Origin of the sequence: Sphaerospermopsis kisseleviana CS-549 (assembly GCF_028329225.1) — a bacterium.
In the GTDB taxonomy this organism is placed as follows: Bacteria; Cyanobacteriota; Cyanobacteriia; order Cyanobacteriales; family Nostocaceae; genus Sphaerospermopsis; species Sphaerospermopsis kisseleviana.
Genome location: NZ_JAQMTI010000177.1, coordinates 1 through 14,832, shown reverse-complemented (window position 1 = coordinate 14,832; position 14,832 = coordinate 1). Strand labels below are relative to the sequence as shown.

The following is a 14,832-nucleotide window of genomic DNA, read 5'->3' as shown; positions in this document are numbered from 1 at the left end:
GGACTGGGGACTGGGGACTGGGGACTGGGGACTGGGGACTGGGTAAGATTATTTTCCTAATCACCAATCACCAATCACCAATCACCAATCTGCGGTACAATCATAAATCTGCCAATTTCTTAACAACCTTTGTGAACAGGAGATGCTTCTATGGCGCGTATGTATTATGATGAAGATGCTAATTTAGACCTTTTAGCGGGAAAAACCGTTGCTATTATTGGTTACGGTTCTCAAGGTCACGCCCACGCGCTAAATTTAAAAGATAGTGGTGTAAATGTAATTGTAGGTCTATATCCTGGCAGTAAGTCAATTGCAAAAGCTGAAGCGGCTGGTTTAACAGTAAAAAACGTTGCTGATGCTGCTAAAGCTGCTGACTTGATCATGATTTTATTACCTGATGAAGTTCAGAAAACTATTTACACAAATGAAATAGCACCTAATTTAGAAGCAGGAAATATCTTAGCGTTTGCACACGGTTTTAATATCCACTTTGGGCAAGTTGTACCCCCTGCGGATGTTGATGTAATCATGGTTGCACCTAAAGGACCTGGCCATTTAGTACGTCGTACTTATGAGCAAGGACAAGGAGTACCAGCGTTATTTGCAGTATATCAAGATGCTACAGGTAAAGCACGCGATCGCGCAATGGCTTATGCTAAAGGTATTGGTGGTACACGCGCAGGTGTTTTAGAAACCACATTCCGCGAAGAAACCGAAACCGACTTATTTGGTGAACAAGCTGTATTGTGTGGTGGTTTAAGTGCTTTAATTAAAGCCGGTTTTGAAACCTTAATTGAAGCAGGTTATCAACCAGAATTAGCATATTTTGAATGTCTGCATGAAGTTAAACTCATCGTTGACTTAGTAGTTGAAGGTGGTTTGGCAACCATGCGCGATAGTATTTCTAATACTGCGGAATATGGTGACTATACCCGTGGTCCCCGCGTTGTTACTGCTCAAACCAAAGCAGAAATGAAGAAGATTTTAAGTGAAATTCAATCTGGACAATTTGCGCGGGAATTTGTATTAGAAAACCAAGCAGGTAAACCCGGTTTCACCGCTATGCGTCGTCAAGAAGCTGAACATCCTATTGAGGAAGTTGGTAAAGATTTACGCGCTATGTTTAGCTGGTTGAAGAAAGCTTAATTCTTGGTAGTTAAAGAGGTAATTGGTGGTTTTTTAATTACCAATAACCTCTGACAACTATTTTTTTATTAAATAAACTACATTATAAAAATCAAATTATAAAAAATTTAAAAGACAATTATTTTTTTGAGTTTTTCCATGTTTAAATAATTGAGGTAATAATTAGCAGTTATCGAAATATGCACCAAAAATCAGCCGCATTAAAGTTTGTGATTTTACTTGGTTTTGTAAGTCTTTGCGCTGATGCAACCTATGAAGGAGCGCGGAGTATTACAGGAGCTTATTTAGAAGTTCTAGGCGCGAATGGAACTATAGTTGGTTTAGTTGCAGGTTTCGGGGAATTAATAGGTTATGGTTTCCGTTTAGTGATTGGTTATCTTAGTGATAAAACAGGTAAATATTGGGGAATTACAACTTTAGGTTTCATTTTAAATACCGCCGTTGTCCCATTTTTAGCCCTAGCTGGAAGATGGGAAGTAGCCGCAGGTTTAATGATGGCTGAACGCACAGGTAAAGCAGTACGTACCCCCCCCAGAGATGCCTTACTTTCGCATGGTGTAAGTCAAATTGGTAGCGGTTTTGGCTTTGGTTTGCATGAAGCAATGGATCAAACTGGAGCAGTTTTAGGACCCTTAGCTGTAGCCGCAATGATTTATTTTCAAGGAGAATATCGCCAAGGTTTTAAAATTTTAGTAGTACCTGCAATATTGGGATTAATTGTATTATTAATACTCCAGAAATTATATCCTAACCCCAGTGATTTTGAAGAAGAAAAAATACTTGATCAAGGTGATAAATTACCGCGAATATTTTGGATTTACTTGGGTGCTGTAGCCGTTATTGCGGCTGGTTATGCAGATTTTCCCCTCATCGCTTTTCATTTCCAAAAAGGAGAAATAGCCACTGGGCAAACCATTCCTTTATTTTACGCTTGGGCAATGGGAGTTGATGCTGTAGCTGCTCTGATATTTGGATATTTGTTTGATCGTATCGGGATTTCTATGCTGATTGTTGCAGCTTTATTTTCCTCCCTATTTGCACCTTTAGTATTTTTTGGAGATATGCGGTTTGCCCTTTTAGGAATGGCATTTTGGGGTATTGGAATGGGAGCGCAAGAATCAATTCTCAAAGCAGCAATAGCAAAAATTGTCCCTAAAAATAAACGCGCAACAGCTTACGGAATTTTTAGTACAGGCTATGGTTTAGCTTGGTTTTTAGGTAGTGCTTTCATGGGAATTTTGTATGATCACTCTATTACTTTCTTAGTGGTTTTTTCTTCCCTAACTCAACTTTTAGCAATTCCTTTCTTTACCTGGGTACAATTAAAAGCTAACAATTTTTCTGCTCCTTCTCCAGAAGTTCAGGTAGGTGAATAAATAAAGCTGAATTTCTTTCTTGTTTTCTTTTTCTTGTTCCAAGTCTCAGACTGGGAATACAATTTAAGAGTCTCTGACTCTAGTTAAATAAACAAGGTAGAACCTTGTTAAATTCATTCCCATACAGAGTATGGGTACGAGAAAAAATGGGAGCATACTTATTATTTACTCAGTCTCTCTCCTGATACTAGCTGATTACTGATTACTGATAGCTGAATGCTAACAATTAACTCAACCGTTTTCGTAACCACAAAGCTAACAAAGGTAAAGCTAAACGATAACCTTGTTCAGCACTGTAAATTAAACCTTTGTGTTGTAACCCAGTTAAAGCACCTTGCAAACTTCCACCTCTAGAAAGTCCATGTTTTTGGATATATTCTTTACTCTGTGGTTTATCTGTCGGATCAACTGCTAAACATTCTAAAAGATGTATTTGGCTTGCCGGTAGTAACATTAATAAAGATTCATAAGTTATAGATAAATCTTTGAGCATTCCTTCAATTACTTGCTGTACTTTTTGCTCAGTAATTAAACCTTGATCATGTTCTAAACTTGATAACCTGCGAATTAATGCCATTGCATCACCTATATTTCCCTGCACTGCATCTAAAAATACTTGTAATCCTTGGGAATGGGGATCAAATTTGAGATTTTCTGTATGTAAAATCTCTCGCGCCCACAATGCTAAAACATCTTTAGATAAAGGTGCTAATTCCATTGTTTCTATAGAATAAATACTATCATCTTGATGATGGCTAGTTTCTGCAATTGTCGCCAATAAAACGTAACTTACATGAGGATGGTTTTTAACTTCTTGTCTAAATGTTGATTCCCATAAACCATTGCGATCCCAAGAACGAATATGGGGAAAACTTTGTAAAATCAATACTACTCTCTGGTTTAAATCATTAGCCATTATTTGTAATAATTCAATTAGGCTAGTAAATGCTTGCCAGAGTTGTTTTTGATTTAAAGAATGTAATAATTTAAGTTTACTTTCACTATTAAAAATAAAAAACTCACTCTCTTTTTTTTCCACCCAAGATTTAATTTTCTTTGCTTGCCAATTTTGACTAATTGCTTCTAGTAATAATTGCAAAAATCTTTCACCATCTGTAGCACGAATACAGTCTATTTCTAAGACTACCGCACCCACTTCCTGCGCTGCAACTTTAACTAAAGTTCTTCTACCGCTTCCAGGTACTCCTGTAATTAATAAATCTTCATCTTTTGCAAGTATGTCTATAATACGCTGAAATTCTTTAGAGCGTCCAATTAATTGTAATGAAGTGGATAAATCAAAATTCACGGGTTTGTTTGCGGGTTGTATGTTTGGTGTTATTAAAGAAAACATAAATCATTAGGTGTTGTTATGATTATTATAATAATTATTTAGTGTTCTGCTGTAATTAGCACCTACTTTTAGTGCTATTAATAATGTAACACTTTCAGAAACAAAAATTTCCGATTTCAAACAGCAACTTTTCCCTCAATCCAATAATACACATTTATATATTATTAAATAGGTGATGTCTATGATAGAAGCGTTTGTACTGATAACAATACTATTCGGGTTTTTTGGAATTATTCTCAAGAAAAACCTGGTAATGAAGATAGTTTCAATGGATGTCATGAGTACGGGGGTGATTGCTTTTTATGTATTTATTGCCTCAAAAACGGGTTTATTTACTCCCATTATTTCCAACGTCAAAAAAGCTGGATATGCTGATCCTGTTCCCCAAGCAGTGATATTAACAGCGATAGTAATTGGGTTTTCAATTCAAGCTTTAATGTTAGTAGGTGTAATGAAATTAGCTAAAGACAATCCCACTTTAGAAAGTAGTGAAATCGAGAAAAATAATACACCGCAGATCATCAAATATGAACATAAAAATTAAATTAACTCAAATTAACTCAAATTAAATCTAAATTTAAAACCATGAATAACATAACCATGAATACGATCACAATTGCTTGGGTAGGTATCCCGTTTTTTCTGGGATTTATGATTTTTTTAGTTCCCCAACTTAACAGACATTTGACTTTTTTGGGAACATTAGTTACTGCTGCTTATGGTGTGCAGTTGTTGATAGAAAAGCCAGAAATTAAGCTCAATTTACTTGATAGTTTTGGTGTGACTTTAGAAGCAGATCAGTTAAGTGGTTATTTTATTTTAACTAATGCTTTAGTGACTGCTGCGGTAGCTTTATATTGTTGGCAAAGTGATAAAAATGCTTTTTTCTATGCCCAAACTTTGCTAGTGCATGGTAGTTTAAATGCTGCCTTTATCTGTGCAGATTTTATTAGCTTATATGTAGCTTTAGAAGTTAGTGGTATTGCAGCTTTTTTATTGGTAGCATATCCCCGGAGCGATCGCTCAATTTGGGTAGGTTTACGCTATCTATTTGTCAGCAATATCTCAATGTTATTTTATCTAGTTGGTGCTGTCTTAGTTTATCAAAATAATCTCTCTTTTAGTTTTGCAGGTTTAAAAAATGCCCCACCGGAAGCAGTAGCATTAATCTTTTTAGGAATGTTAGTCAAAGCTGGGATTTTTGTTTCTGGGTTATGGCTACCTTTAACCCATTCTGAATCAGAAACTCCTGTTTCTGCGCTGCTTTCAGGTGTAGTAGTTAAAGCTAGTGTTTTACCTTTATTAAGATGTGCTGCGGTTTCTCCAGAACTTAATAATATCGTCGTTATTTTGGGCGTGGGGACAGCTTTTATGGGTTTATCCTACGCCATCTTTGAAAAAGATACCAAGCGTCTGTTAGCATTTAGCACTATTTCCCAGTTAGGTTGGATACTGGCTGCACCAGCGGTAGGTGGTTTTTATGCCCTAACTCATGGACTGGCAAAATCATCTTTATTTTTGACTGCTGGTTCCTTACCCAGTCGCAATTTTAAAGAACTGGGAAATAAACCTATTAATACTAACATTTGGATTGTTTTAGTTATCGCTAGTTTATCAATTTCTGGTTTTCCTTTGTTGTCAGGTTTTGAAGCTAAGGTGTTAACCATGAAAAATTTAGCATCTTGGCAGTTTATAGCCATGAATATTGCCGCAGTTGGCACAGCAATAGCTTTTTCTAAATTCATCTTTTTATCCCATAATAAAGACGATGAACAAACAGCAAAACCCGGTTTTTGGTTAGCAGTCATATTCTTACTTACTGGTTTAGTTGTGGGCAATATTGCCTATCTGAAAGCTTATAACATTGCCGATATTATCAAAGCAATTATCAGCATTGCTATTGGCTGGTTAGCATATCATCTGATTTTCAAGAAATTAGCAATATATGTACCCCGTGTACTTGAAGAATTTGAACATTTAGTAGGTGTGATGAGTTTAACTGTAATCTTCTTATTTTGGATGGTCTTATCATGATTGGACATTTGATATTAAGATTAACCATTTGGTTTTTATTAACGGCTGATTTTAGTACAACTAACATTATTATTGGGGTAATTATTGCCCTAATTTTACCCAGAGGTTACACATCACGGGCAAAATTAACCGAATGGTTAAAGGTTTTAGGGGAAGTAGTGGTAGCGGTTCTTGTGGCTTTTAAAGAAGCGTTTGAAATTATCATTAATCCCCATCATCATGAGGAAATTATCAGGGAAAAAGTGAAACATAAACATTCTTCATTGTTGGTGTTTATGGATATATTTTTGATTACTTTTACCCCGAAAACTATTGTTTTAAACCATGATGAAGAGGGATTTTACGAAGTTCATCACATTAAACCAGGAAGGAAATAATTATGAATTTAGAAATAGTATTGTTAGGGATGATAGCAGCTTTGTTAATTCCTATTTATGAAGCGTGGAAAACAGATAATACTTGGCAGTTAATGTTGGCTTTGGGGAGTATTTCTAGTAAAGTATCTATCATGATTTTAGTGATTTCTGTGGCAAGAGATGATTGGATGATCGGGGTAGTAGGAGCGATTATGTTGAGTGTGGGAAATGCTGGATTTATGTTATTAGCACAGATTTTAAGAAGGTTAAATGAAGCATGAATAGTAATTATTTATCAGCTTTCAGTAATCAGATTTCACGAGTTTTAATAAAAGAGGAAAATGAGGAAAGTTAAATGCAAAATTTTGTGAGTATTATCAGTTATACCTGTATAGGTATAGGTTTATTTTTCTGGTTTTGGGGTACTTCTCATTTAGTTAGCAATAAATCAGTATTATTCAAATTACATGGACTTACTGTGGCTGATACTTTGGGTTCAATGCTGATGATTGTGGGAATTTTAATGAAAATACCTAGCAAATGGCCATTGTTAGTTTTAGGTATTATTTCCTTGGCGATTTGGAATACAATGTTGGGTTATGTAATCGCCTATTGTTCAACTCATGATACAACTATAGAGGCAGAAAATGAATGATTCTTATTTATATATAATTATTGCTTTGTTACCTTTAACTGCGGGTTTATTGATAACTCAAGTTAACCCTTATCATGCGTTAATTTTGCGTGGGGTTTTAGGTGCGATCGCGGCGTTAGTAGATGCGGTTTTAGGTGCAGCAGATGTAGCTTTAACAGAAGCATTAATGGGAACAATGTTATCTGTTGCTTTATATGCGATCGCTGTTCGTTCTTCTTTAGTTTTACGTTTGGGGGTCATTGAAAATGAATCAATCTCAGAAAATCTGATCAGTGATTTTCGTAGCATTTTTAATAAACATTATATGCGGTTGGAACTTGTACCTTACAACAGCTACCAATGTTTACAAACAGCATTACAGGAAAAGGAAGTCCATGCTACCTGTGCGCCAGTATTAGCGAGTGATGAATGTGAGCAAAATTATCAAACAGAAATCCGAGTAAAACGGATTTATCAAATTATTGAAAGTGAACTGTCATCACCTAACACAGTTATAAATTATGTTGATTTTGCAGCATCTGAGGAGAAACATTAATGAAAATGAAATGGCTTTATATTTTAGCAGGAATAGCATTATTAATCAAAATGTTATTGATGCCTGATATCACATCTAATTTAGGGAATATTTCCCAAGTGATTTCAGATATGTCTATTACAGAAAAAGTAGTGAATGAAAGTGGTGTTGTGAATGCGGTATCAGGAATCATATTTAGAAATCGCCTTTATGATACAATTTTTGAAGTAATTGTCTTTACCATTGCCATTTTAGGATGCAATTATTTATTAGCTAATGAAAATCCATCTTGTACAATTTATCAATTTAAAGATCGATCATCAGTTATTTTAGCTCGTTTAGGGGCGACAATTGCAGCGTTAGTAGGAATAGAATTAGCAATTAGAGGACATTTGAGTCCTGGAGGTGGTTTTGCTGCGGGTGTAGCGGGTGGAACAGCAATAGGTTTAATTGCAATTACTTCATCCTATCAATGGATGCAGGATATCTATAAACGCTATCATGCAGCTATTTGGGAGAAGGTGTCAGTATTGGTTTTTATTGTTTTATCTGTGATCACTTTATCAGGATTAGAGTTACCACACGGGGAGTTAGGAACACTTTTTAGTGGGGGAATTTTGCCGATATTAAATATTATTGTGGCGGTGAAAGTGGCATTAGGTTCTTGGGCGGCGGTGTTGATTTTTATTCGTTATCGGGGTTTGTTGTAATTTGGTGATTGGTGATTGGTGATTGGGTAATAATTACAAATTACGAATTACAAATTACGAATTGCGAATTACGAATTACGAATTACGAATTACGAATTACGAATTACGAATTACGAATTACGAATTACAAAATGCTCTTGCAATTTTGCCACCATTTCTGCCCGTGCAGAAACCCCCAATTTCTTAAACATTCTTTTCAATGCTTGTTTCACAGTATTTTGGGTAATCCAAAGTTTAGCCGCAATTTCTCCATTTGTTAACCCTTGAGCGACTAAAGTTGCAATTTCTAATTCCCTAGCTGTGAGGGGACATTCAACAGCAGGTTTAGCGGTTTTCAACTTAGCCCTGAGAGTGGCAATTTTGGCTGATAAATGAATACATAAAGCACTTAAATCAGCCAAGTCATTATTATTAAAAGGGGGACTACCGGGGTCACGGGCAAAATTGAGAGTACCCACTAACCGACCATCACAAACTATGGGTCCAGTCATCACGTGTTCGTGACGGGTGCAGAAATTTTTCCAATCTTCTGGGGATAAAATTAATTGTTCATGGGTGGGTGCATGACGTTCCAAAACATAACTACCTACTGGGTTAGCTTCCAGGCAAACCGCAGGAATTTCAGGAATTTCTATTCCTGTTAATAACTCATTATCGAGAAAAGAAATACCCCAATGCTGCACGCCAAAATGCACGCCAATGGTATCCATCAGAGCTTGTTGTAATTCTTGCTCATTTTCAACATGGGCGATCGCTTCAAAAATGGCGTGGAGTGTTTTAGTCATAAGAGTACCCAGTTGGGGACTATGCGAACTGCAATAATTACCCCTATCCTAATATCATCAACGATAAAAAGCTATTATTCAATCGTAGCCAGAGGACAAGCATCATGACAGTTACTCAAATCTCTGCCCAAGAACTTTTCCGGGCTGCTTATGAAAACCGTTATACTTGGGATCAAAACTTCCCCGGTTACACCGCAGATATCACTTATAAATATGATGGTCAGGAGTTCACTGGCAAAATTCGTATTGACGGAAATCTCAAATGGGAAGTTACAGAAGTAGAAAACGAAGCAGCAAAAAAAGCAATTGATAGCCAAACTTGGGAAATTGCTGTTCACCGTGTGCGTCGCACTTTTGAACAAACCCACGGCGAAAATACTTTTATTTATGGCGAAACTGATGAAACCGGCGCTGTGGAAATTTTTGTAGGCGGAAAATCAGCCGGTGATAAATATAAAGTTCGCAATGATGTAGTTACCCTTGTTCATCGTCATATTCATGGAGTTGTTGTGACTATTAACACTTTCAGCATTCACGAAACCGGGGCAGGATATCTATCTCATACATACGATTCTGTATATCATGACCCCAAAACTGGAGTTCAAAAAGGCGGTCGGAGCGAGTTCACAGACGAGTATGAAAAAGTAGGAAATTACTACGTTCTTTCTCGTCGGGAAATTCGCACTGAAACCGAAGGAAATATCTCAATTCAAGAGTTTATTTTCGGTAATCTCGAATTGTTAGGTTAGGGTTTTTTGAATATTTAGATAAATCACAATTTATCTGATTCATCTCGTTCCCAGTCTCAGACTGGGAATGCTATTATATAGGTTCTACCTATATAAATAGAAGACAGAGTCTTCTTTAATTCATTCCTATACAGAGTATAGAAACAAGTAAACGCAGATAAAGAAGGATAAAGAAGGATAAAGAAGGATAAATTTAAAATCAATTAATCAACTTGTGAATATTATCCTCCCAATTTGCACCATCAAAAGGAACAACTTCAAAATTACCCATAACATCCCCATCTAAACATCGCACATTTACATCAATACAGTCGGGATGACTACGGGGAATATAAAAAGAATGAATCCCACAAACTTTACAAAATTTATGTTTAGCAACACCCGTATTAAATTGATAAGTTGTTAAAACATCCTCACCTTGCAACAAAGTAAACTTATCTTTAGTGACAATTAAATGTAAAAATCCCTTTTTGCGACAAATTGAACAATTACAATCATCAACTTTGTGTTGATCAACCACTACCTGAAAACGTACTGCACCACAGTGACAACCACCTTCATAAGTGACAGTTTTATTAATATTTGTCCTCATCATTTATCACCCCCAAAAAATTGATTTTTATTTATTTTTTATCTGCGTTTAATCAAGATACTTAAATAGCAAACCCACAAAAACCCCAGGAATTTCCAAATGTGGTAAAATCCCAGTATCAGCTATAGCTTGAAAATCCCTAATTGCACCTTTATTTAAACTTGCTAACCTCCTACCCAAATTAATATTAGTAAACTGCGCTTCCTCACCCCAGAAAAACACAGTTTGAACTTGCAACTGTTGAATATACAAACTCAAATCAAAATACAAATCACCCTTTAAAAATGCTAAAGCGGAATATTTAGCATTGGGTTTTTGTGCAGAAGTTAAATATGCTTCTACTATTTCTTGTGTTAATCTTTTCGGGTTAGCAAAGAGAAAACTTTGCAAAAAATTATTCACAGCAACTTCATTTTCTGCACCCAAACCATAAATTAAATTATCCAAAAAAGGTGTATTAATCACCGAAAGCGGCAATCTTCTTCCTGCACCTTGTCCAAAATCATCAAACCCCGAAGGTGAAACTAAATACAATGCTTTAAATATTTCCGGTTGAGAAATAGCAAGACGAATAATAAAAGCAGCAGTTAAAGAAGACGCAACCACCGTCACAGGTTGATGACAAGTTTGGTGAATAAATTCACTAATGGTAGTCAAATAATCTGGAATTTGATAATCTTTAACTGGATGATCTGACTCTCCCCAACCAATTAAATCAGGTGCTAAAATACGATATTCATTAGCAAAAGCTGGATAAACTTTAGACCATTCAAAAGCAGATGCACCACCACCAAAATTATGTAAAAATAACAAAGGTGGTAATTTTTCAACTGCTTCTATATTGCCAGGTTCACTCATTTGGGTATAATAAACCATATTACCCAAAGATGTCTTAATGAATTTCTGACCAAAACCAGGAGGTTGAAATTTCAGCATATAATATATAAGTTATGAATTAGGAATATTATCTTTATTTAAATGTACAATTTGATTGAGATTATCACCACTAATATTATAAGCTGCTCCAAAACCAATCACAAAACGTCCTTGGGTGGGAGTGAGTTGAAAAATTCTAAAGTCAGCTAAACCACGTAATACTTCAATAATTTCTCCAAACCGTGCTTGAAATTGATCAACAATTTGATTCCATTGATCAGTTTCTCTTTCAATCAAAGTAGCTGTACAATCAAAATTCAAGCGACGACGGGCAAAAATATTAGGAGTTTTAGCTTCATCTTCAATAAATAAAACACTCACATAAGGATGAGATTGAATATTAGCAGTATGGGTGGATAAACCACTCACATAAATATAAATGTTTTTAAATTCATCCATGACAAAAGGAGTATAACTCGCGTTGGGGATTCCTTTTTCGTTTGCTGTACTAATCATAATACTGGCAAATTCTTGAGGAAATTGCTCATACTCTGCTTGGATTTTTGCCAATTGACTCATAACCCATAAATCCATAATTAGCTGTTAGTATATTATTATAATATAAAATTGCCGCAATTATCAAAAAACACTCCTAAACCATTAGCAATCACTATGACTGAAAACAACCGTCATCAATCTAAGTTATGTAGACTAATTCAAACCCTCACCTATTTTGAGGTATTCCCTGCACTGAACTGGGTACAAAATATATTTGCAAAAAATCGTTCTCAACCAATTCAAAATCAACCAAAAGGGGGTAATCTTATGGGTATAATTTTAGTAGCTGGTGCAACTGGTGGAGTTGGTAAACGAGTCGTACAAAGATTATTAGCGCAAGGTGAAAAAGTGCGTTGTTTAGTCAGAGATATTGATAAAGCGCGGTCAATTCTTGGTAATGAAGTTGACTTAGTGGTGGGAGATATTACCAAACCGGAAACTTTGAATGATTTGGTAATGAGTAATATTCAAGGTGTAGTTTGTTGTACAGCAGTGCGAGTTCAACCAGTGGAAGGAGACACACCTGATAGAGCAAAATATAACCAAGGTGTGAAATTTTATCAACCAGAAATAGTAGGAGACACACCAGAAAATGTAGAATATAGAGGAGTAAAAAATTTAGTAGAAGCTGCTAGAAGATATTTACCAAACACTGGAGAAAAAACTATCTTTGATTTTACCCAATCATCAGAGGAATTAACAGCACAATTAAAAAATATTTGGGGTGCGTTAGATGATGTAGTTATGGGTGGTGTCAGTTCTAGCAATTTTAGCATTTTAGAAAAAACCGCTTTATTTGCTGGTAATGTTTCTACTGCAAACTCAGGAGGTTTTGCATCTGTAAGAACCAAAAATTTTGCACCCGCAATTAATTTATCAGGTTTTACCGGGGTGAGATTGAGAGTTAAAGGTGATGGACAACGGTATAAAATATTTTTGAGAACTGAAAATACTTGGGATGGAGTGGGTTACAGTTATTCCTTTGATACTGTAGCTAATACATGGATAGATGTTAATATCCCTTTTGTGAATTTAACACCTGTTTTTAGAGCGAAAACTGTTAAAGATTGTCCTAAAATTGATCAAAGTAAAATTTGTTCTTTTCAATTAATGTTGAGCAAATTTGAATATGACGGTGCGTTAAATCCTCAATTTAGTCCTGGTGGTTTTACATTAGAAATAGAATCAATTAAAGCTTATGGTGGTGCAGGTTTATCACAATTTGTTTTAGTTAGTTCTGCGGGTGTAACTCGTCCGGGAAGACCAGGAATTAATTTAGAGGAAGAACCCCCAGCAGTGAGATTAAATGACCAATTAGGAGGGATTTTAACCTGGAAGTTAAAAGGAGAAGATAGTTTAAGAGAAAGCGGAATACCTTATACAATTATTCGACCTTGTGCCTTAACAGAAGAAGCAGGAGGAAAGGAATTAATATTTGAACAAGGTGATAATATTCGTGGTAAAATTAGTCGTAATGATGTAGCGGAAATTTGTGTTCAATCTTTAAAACAACCAAAAGCGAAGAATATTACCTTTGAAGTCAAAGAGGGAGAAAATAATGTTAACTCTATCAACTGGGAACAATTATTTTCTCAATTGCAGCGTGATGCAGTTAAGATAATCTAACTCTAGATTTATCTGCGTTATTCATTCCCGTCCCTGAAAAATATCATAGATACCCAAATTTTAAACCCACATTTTAAAACCAAATTTTCAAATAAATTGGGTATCTGTGTATTTCACATTCAAAATTAATGTTAATGAAATATTAGAAATGTCCAAAAAATTGTTTTTTACAGCAATATCTGGAATTTTAGCCATTATTCTGTGGAGTAGTATTTTTTCTCATCCTGCAACATCACAACAAGTAGATTTTCGAGTTCATAACTTAGAATCTAACTTGAGACGTTTAGAATTGCGGTTGAACCAAATAGAATTATCATTGCCTCAAAATCCTCAAATTCCATCTTCGAGAATTTCTCAAAATCCAGTCAAACCGCAAATTGATCAACGGAATTTATCACAATCTGAAAGGGATAAAATGTTTGAGAGATTATCAACTTTAGTAGTGGAATTAAAGCAACAGGTTAATGATTTAGAGAAGCGGGTTATAACATTAGAGTATGGGAAGTAGTGAAAATGTCTGAATCCTCAAATCATCAAAATCCCGATACTAACAAAAATCCTGTACATCCTAAAATCCTGGATATCCTGATTCAGACAAAATATATTGACAAACACAACCATAATTAATTATCATTTGAATTGATATAACAACAAATATTTGACTCTCCTATCCGTTTTTAGTCCTAATTAAAACCATGCCTTACAGTGATTTTACACTTAAAAAAGTTCGCCAAGATTTAGCAATTACCATCCATGAAAGTGGAAGATTTTTCCCAGATGTTCCTCTTGTTAAACCTGATGATTTATTACGTCAAGAACTAGAAGAAGGTTTACCTTTGGTACTCGCAAGAGGTAGCGAAAAAGCCCGTTCTGAATGGATTATTAGCCCTGTATTAACAGCAGTGAGAAGATTATTAAATCGTCAAGTAAGCCTTTTTTCTGGAGAAGATTTTACTGTAGATCCCAACCTGGGACTTAATGGTATTTGTGATTTTCTGATTAGTCAATCACCCACCCAATTAGAAATTCAAGCTCCAGTTATTATTATTATAGAAGCAAAAAAAGAAAATTTGAATGGTGGTTTAGGTCAGTGTATTGCAGAAATGGTAGCTGCTCAAAAATTTAATGCTGCTAATAATATAAATATTTCTACTATTTTTGGTTCTGTCACCAGTGGCACAGCTTGGAAATTTTTGAAATTAGAAGCTAATTCAGTCACTATTGATATTACCGAATATCCCTTACCACCAGTTGAGCCAATTTTAGGATTTTTGCTGTGGATGTTAAGTAGTCATGCAAAATAAATTCTCTATCTCTTGATTTATATATGTTTTACATTTATTCAGCATCCCCCAAGTATTAAATAGGGGTTGCTGAGAAAGTCTTTCCGTGAGGGCATAGGAGTCAGGAGTCAGGAGTCAGGAGTCAGGAGGAGATTTGAAAATTTCTTTGCCATCTCTTGAAATCCCAAAAAATGCACACTTTTTCCGGTATACCCTTC

The 14,832-nt window shown here is 35.4% G+C and carries 18 protein-coding genes; 13 read left to right on the top strand and 5 right to left on the bottom strand.

Annotated elements, in window-relative coordinates; all coding sequences use genetic code 11:
- The first annotated feature begins 150 nt into the window (after positions 1-150).
- On the top strand, positions 151-1,146 hold the full coding sequence (gene ilvC / locus PN497_RS14650; protein WP_096565236.1) for a ketol-acid reductoisomerase: 996 nt from the start codon (positions 151-153) through the stop codon (positions 1,144-1,146).
- A gap of 179 nt (positions 1,147-1,325) precedes the next feature.
- Positions 1,326-2,522 (top strand): MFS transporter, encoded by a 1,197-nt coding sequence (locus tag PN497_RS14645; protein ID WP_096565238.1) that lies wholly within the window; start codon positions 1,326-1,328, stop codon positions 2,520-2,522.
- A 226-nt stretch (positions 2,523-2,748) separates the two neighbouring features.
- Here PN497_RS14645 and PN497_RS14640 read toward each other — a convergent pair whose 3' ends face one another.
- Positions 2,749-3,876 carry a P-loop NTPase family protein gene (locus tag PN497_RS14640; protein ID WP_096565240.1) on the bottom strand — a complete coding sequence of 376 codons (1,128 nt, stop codon included), beginning with the start codon at positions 3,874-3,876 and terminating at the stop codon, positions 2,749-2,751.
- A gap of 181 nt (positions 3,877-4,057) precedes the next feature.
- Between PN497_RS14640 and PN497_RS14635 the strand changes: the two genes are divergently transcribed.
- The 7 genes from PN497_RS14635 (at position 4,058) to PN497_RS14605 (ending at position 8,145) form a co-directional block, all read left to right on the top strand.
- Complete coding sequence (locus PN497_RS14635; RefSeq protein ID WP_096572539.1) at positions 4,058-4,420, top strand: cation:proton antiporter subunit C; 363 nt, start codon at positions 4,058-4,060, stop codon at positions 4,418-4,420.
- Between the two features lie 56 nt (positions 4,421-4,476).
- Positions 4,477-5,910 carry a cation:proton antiporter gene (locus PN497_RS14630; RefSeq protein ID WP_096565242.1) on the top strand — a complete coding sequence of 478 codons (1,434 nt, stop codon included), beginning with the start codon at positions 4,477-4,479 and terminating at the stop codon, positions 5,908-5,910.
- On the top strand, positions 5,907-6,287 hold the full coding sequence (locus PN497_RS14625; RefSeq protein ID WP_096565245.1) for a Na+/H+ antiporter subunit E: 381 nt from the start codon (positions 5,907-5,909) through the stop codon (positions 6,285-6,287). Before PN497_RS14630 ends, PN497_RS14625 begins: the two co-directional genes overlap by 4 nt.
- A 2-nt stretch (positions 6,288-6,289) precedes the next feature.
- The gene (locus tag PN497_RS14620; RefSeq protein ID WP_096565247.1) at positions 6,290-6,547 is read left to right on the top strand and encodes a hypothetical protein; all 258 of its coding nucleotides are present in this window, start codon (positions 6,290-6,292) and stop codon (positions 6,545-6,547) included.
- Between the two features lie 74 nt (positions 6,548-6,621).
- Complete coding sequence (locus tag PN497_RS14615; RefSeq protein ID WP_096565249.1) at positions 6,622-6,921, top strand: monovalent cation/H(+) antiporter subunit G; 300 nt, start codon at positions 6,622-6,624, stop codon at positions 6,919-6,921.
- On the top strand, positions 6,914-7,456 hold the full coding sequence (locus PN497_RS14610) for a DUF4040 domain-containing protein (RefSeq protein ID WP_096565251.1): 543 nt from the start codon (positions 6,914-6,916) through the stop codon (positions 7,454-7,456). Before PN497_RS14615 ends, PN497_RS14610 begins: the two co-directional genes overlap by 8 nt.
- A 5-nt stretch (positions 7,457-7,461) precedes the next feature.
- Positions 7,462-8,145, top strand: coding sequence for a Na(+)/H(+) antiporter subunit B (locus tag PN497_RS14605; RefSeq protein ID WP_096572540.1), 684 nt, complete (start codon positions 7,462-7,464; stop codon positions 8,143-8,145).
- A 110-nt stretch (positions 8,146-8,255) separates the two neighbouring features.
- Here the strand turns inward: PN497_RS14605 and PN497_RS14600 are convergent, their stop codons facing one another.
- A complete protein-coding gene (locus PN497_RS14600) occupies positions 8,256-8,930 on the bottom strand; it encodes a LuxR C-terminal-related transcriptional regulator (protein ID WP_096565253.1) in 675 nt (224 codons plus the stop codon).
- Positions 8,931-9,034: 104 nt separating this feature from the next.
- Here PN497_RS14600 and PN497_RS14595 point away from each other — a divergent pair, with 104 nt between their 5' ends.
- On the top strand, positions 9,035-9,679 hold the full coding sequence (locus tag PN497_RS14595) for a DUF3386 domain-containing protein (protein ID WP_096565255.1): 645 nt from the start codon (positions 9,035-9,037) through the stop codon (positions 9,677-9,679).
- Positions 9,680-9,878: 199 nt separating this feature from the next.
- Here PN497_RS14595 and PN497_RS14590 read toward each other — a convergent pair whose 3' ends face one another.
- Genes PN497_RS14590 through PN497_RS14580 form a run of 3 tightly spaced genes read right to left on the bottom strand, consistent with a single transcriptional unit; the run spans position 9,879 to position 11,726 of the window.
- On the bottom strand, positions 9,879-10,271 hold the full coding sequence (locus PN497_RS14590) for a GFA family protein (protein ID WP_096565257.1): 393 nt from the start codon (positions 10,269-10,271) through the stop codon (positions 9,879-9,881).
- Between the two features lie 48 nt (positions 10,272-10,319).
- Positions 10,320-11,207, bottom strand: coding sequence for an alpha/beta fold hydrolase (locus PN497_RS14585; protein WP_096565259.1), 888 nt, complete (start codon positions 11,205-11,207; stop codon positions 10,320-10,322).
- 12 nt (positions 11,208-11,219) lie between these two features.
- Positions 11,220-11,726, bottom strand: coding sequence for a HugZ family pyridoxamine 5'-phosphate oxidase (locus tag PN497_RS14580; protein WP_096572541.1), 507 nt, complete (start codon positions 11,724-11,726; stop codon positions 11,220-11,222).
- A 93-nt stretch (positions 11,727-11,819) separates the two neighbouring features.
- Between PN497_RS14580 and PN497_RS14575 the strand changes: the two genes are divergently transcribed.
- The 3 genes from PN497_RS14575 to PN497_RS14565 all read left to right on the top strand — a co-directional run bounded on the left by PN497_RS14575 (position 11,820) and on the right by PN497_RS14565 (position 14,635).
- Positions 11,820-13,331: a CIA30 family protein gene (locus PN497_RS14575; protein WP_096565261.1), complete on the top strand. Its 1,512-nt coding sequence runs from the start codon at positions 11,820-11,822 to the stop codon at positions 13,329-13,331.
- A 148-nt stretch (positions 13,332-13,479) separates the two neighbouring features.
- Positions 13,480-13,839 (top strand): hypothetical protein, encoded by a 360-nt coding sequence (locus tag PN497_RS14570; protein WP_096572542.1) that lies wholly within the window; start codon positions 13,480-13,482, stop codon positions 13,837-13,839.
- 187 nt (positions 13,840-14,026) lie between these two features.
- Positions 14,027-14,635 carry a hypothetical protein gene (locus tag PN497_RS14565; protein WP_096565263.1) on the top strand — a complete coding sequence of 203 codons (609 nt, stop codon included), beginning with the start codon at positions 14,027-14,029 and terminating at the stop codon, positions 14,633-14,635.
- The last annotated feature ends 197 nt before the right edge of the window (positions 14,636-14,832 follow it).

Excerpts from the sequence above, each read along its gene's own strand:
- PN497_RS14565 (WP_096565263.1), top strand. The coding sequence starts at position 14,027 with ATGCCTTACAGTGATTTTACACTTAAAAAAGTTCGCCAAGATTTAGCA.
- PN497_RS14605 (WP_096572540.1), top strand. The coding sequence starts at position 7,462 with ATGAAATGGCTTTATATTTTAGCAGGAATAGCATTATTAATCAAAATG.
- PN497_RS14635 (WP_096572539.1), top strand. The coding sequence starts at position 4,058 with ATGATAGAAGCGTTTGTACTGATAACAATACTATTCGGGTTTTTTGGA.
- PN497_RS14610 (WP_096565251.1), top strand. The coding sequence starts at position 6,914 with ATGAATGATTCTTATTTATATATAATTATTGCTTTGTTACCTTTAACT.
- PN497_RS14615 (WP_096565249.1), top strand. The coding sequence starts at position 6,622 with ATGCAAAATTTTGTGAGTATTATCAGTTATACCTGTATAGGTATAGGT.
- PN497_RS14645 (WP_096565238.1), top strand. The coding sequence starts at position 1,326 with ATGCACCAAAAATCAGCCGCATTAAAGTTTGTGATTTTACTTGGTTTT.
- PN497_RS14640 (WP_096565240.1), bottom strand. The coding sequence starts at position 3,876 with ATGTTTTCTTTAATAACACCAAACATACAACCCGCAAACAAACCCGTG.
- PN497_RS14630 (WP_096565242.1), top strand. The coding sequence starts at position 4,477 with ATGAATACGATCACAATTGCTTGGGTAGGTATCCCGTTTTTTCTGGGA.
- PN497_RS14585 (WP_096565259.1), bottom strand. The coding sequence starts at position 11,207 with ATGCTGAAATTTCAACCTCCTGGTTTTGGTCAGAAATTCATTAAGACA.
- PN497_RS14580 (WP_096572541.1), bottom strand. The coding sequence starts at position 11,726 with ATGAGTCAATTGGCAAAAATCCAAGCAGAGTATGAGCAATTTCCTCAA.
- PN497_RS14570 (WP_096572542.1), top strand. The coding sequence starts at position 13,480 with ATGTCCAAAAAATTGTTTTTTACAGCAATATCTGGAATTTTAGCCATT.
- PN497_RS14595 (WP_096565255.1), top strand. The coding sequence starts at position 9,035 with ATGACAGTTACTCAAATCTCTGCCCAAGAACTTTTCCGGGCTGCTTAT.
- PN497_RS14625 (WP_096565245.1), top strand. The coding sequence starts at position 5,907 with ATGATTGGACATTTGATATTAAGATTAACCATTTGGTTTTTATTAACG.
- ilvC (WP_096565236.1), top strand. The coding sequence starts at position 151 with ATGGCGCGTATGTATTATGATGAAGATGCTAATTTAGACCTTTTAGCG.
- PN497_RS14590 (WP_096565257.1), bottom strand. The coding sequence starts at position 10,271 with ATGAGGACAAATATTAATAAAACTGTCACTTATGAAGGTGGTTGTCAC.
- PN497_RS14575 (WP_096565261.1), top strand. The coding sequence starts at position 11,820 with ATGACTGAAAACAACCGTCATCAATCTAAGTTATGTAGACTAATTCAA.
- PN497_RS14600 (WP_096565253.1), bottom strand. The coding sequence starts at position 8,930 with ATGACTAAAACACTCCACGCCATTTTTGAAGCGATCGCCCATGTTGAA.
- PN497_RS14620 (WP_096565247.1), top strand. The coding sequence starts at position 6,290 with ATGAATTTAGAAATAGTATTGTTAGGGATGATAGCAGCTTTGTTAATT.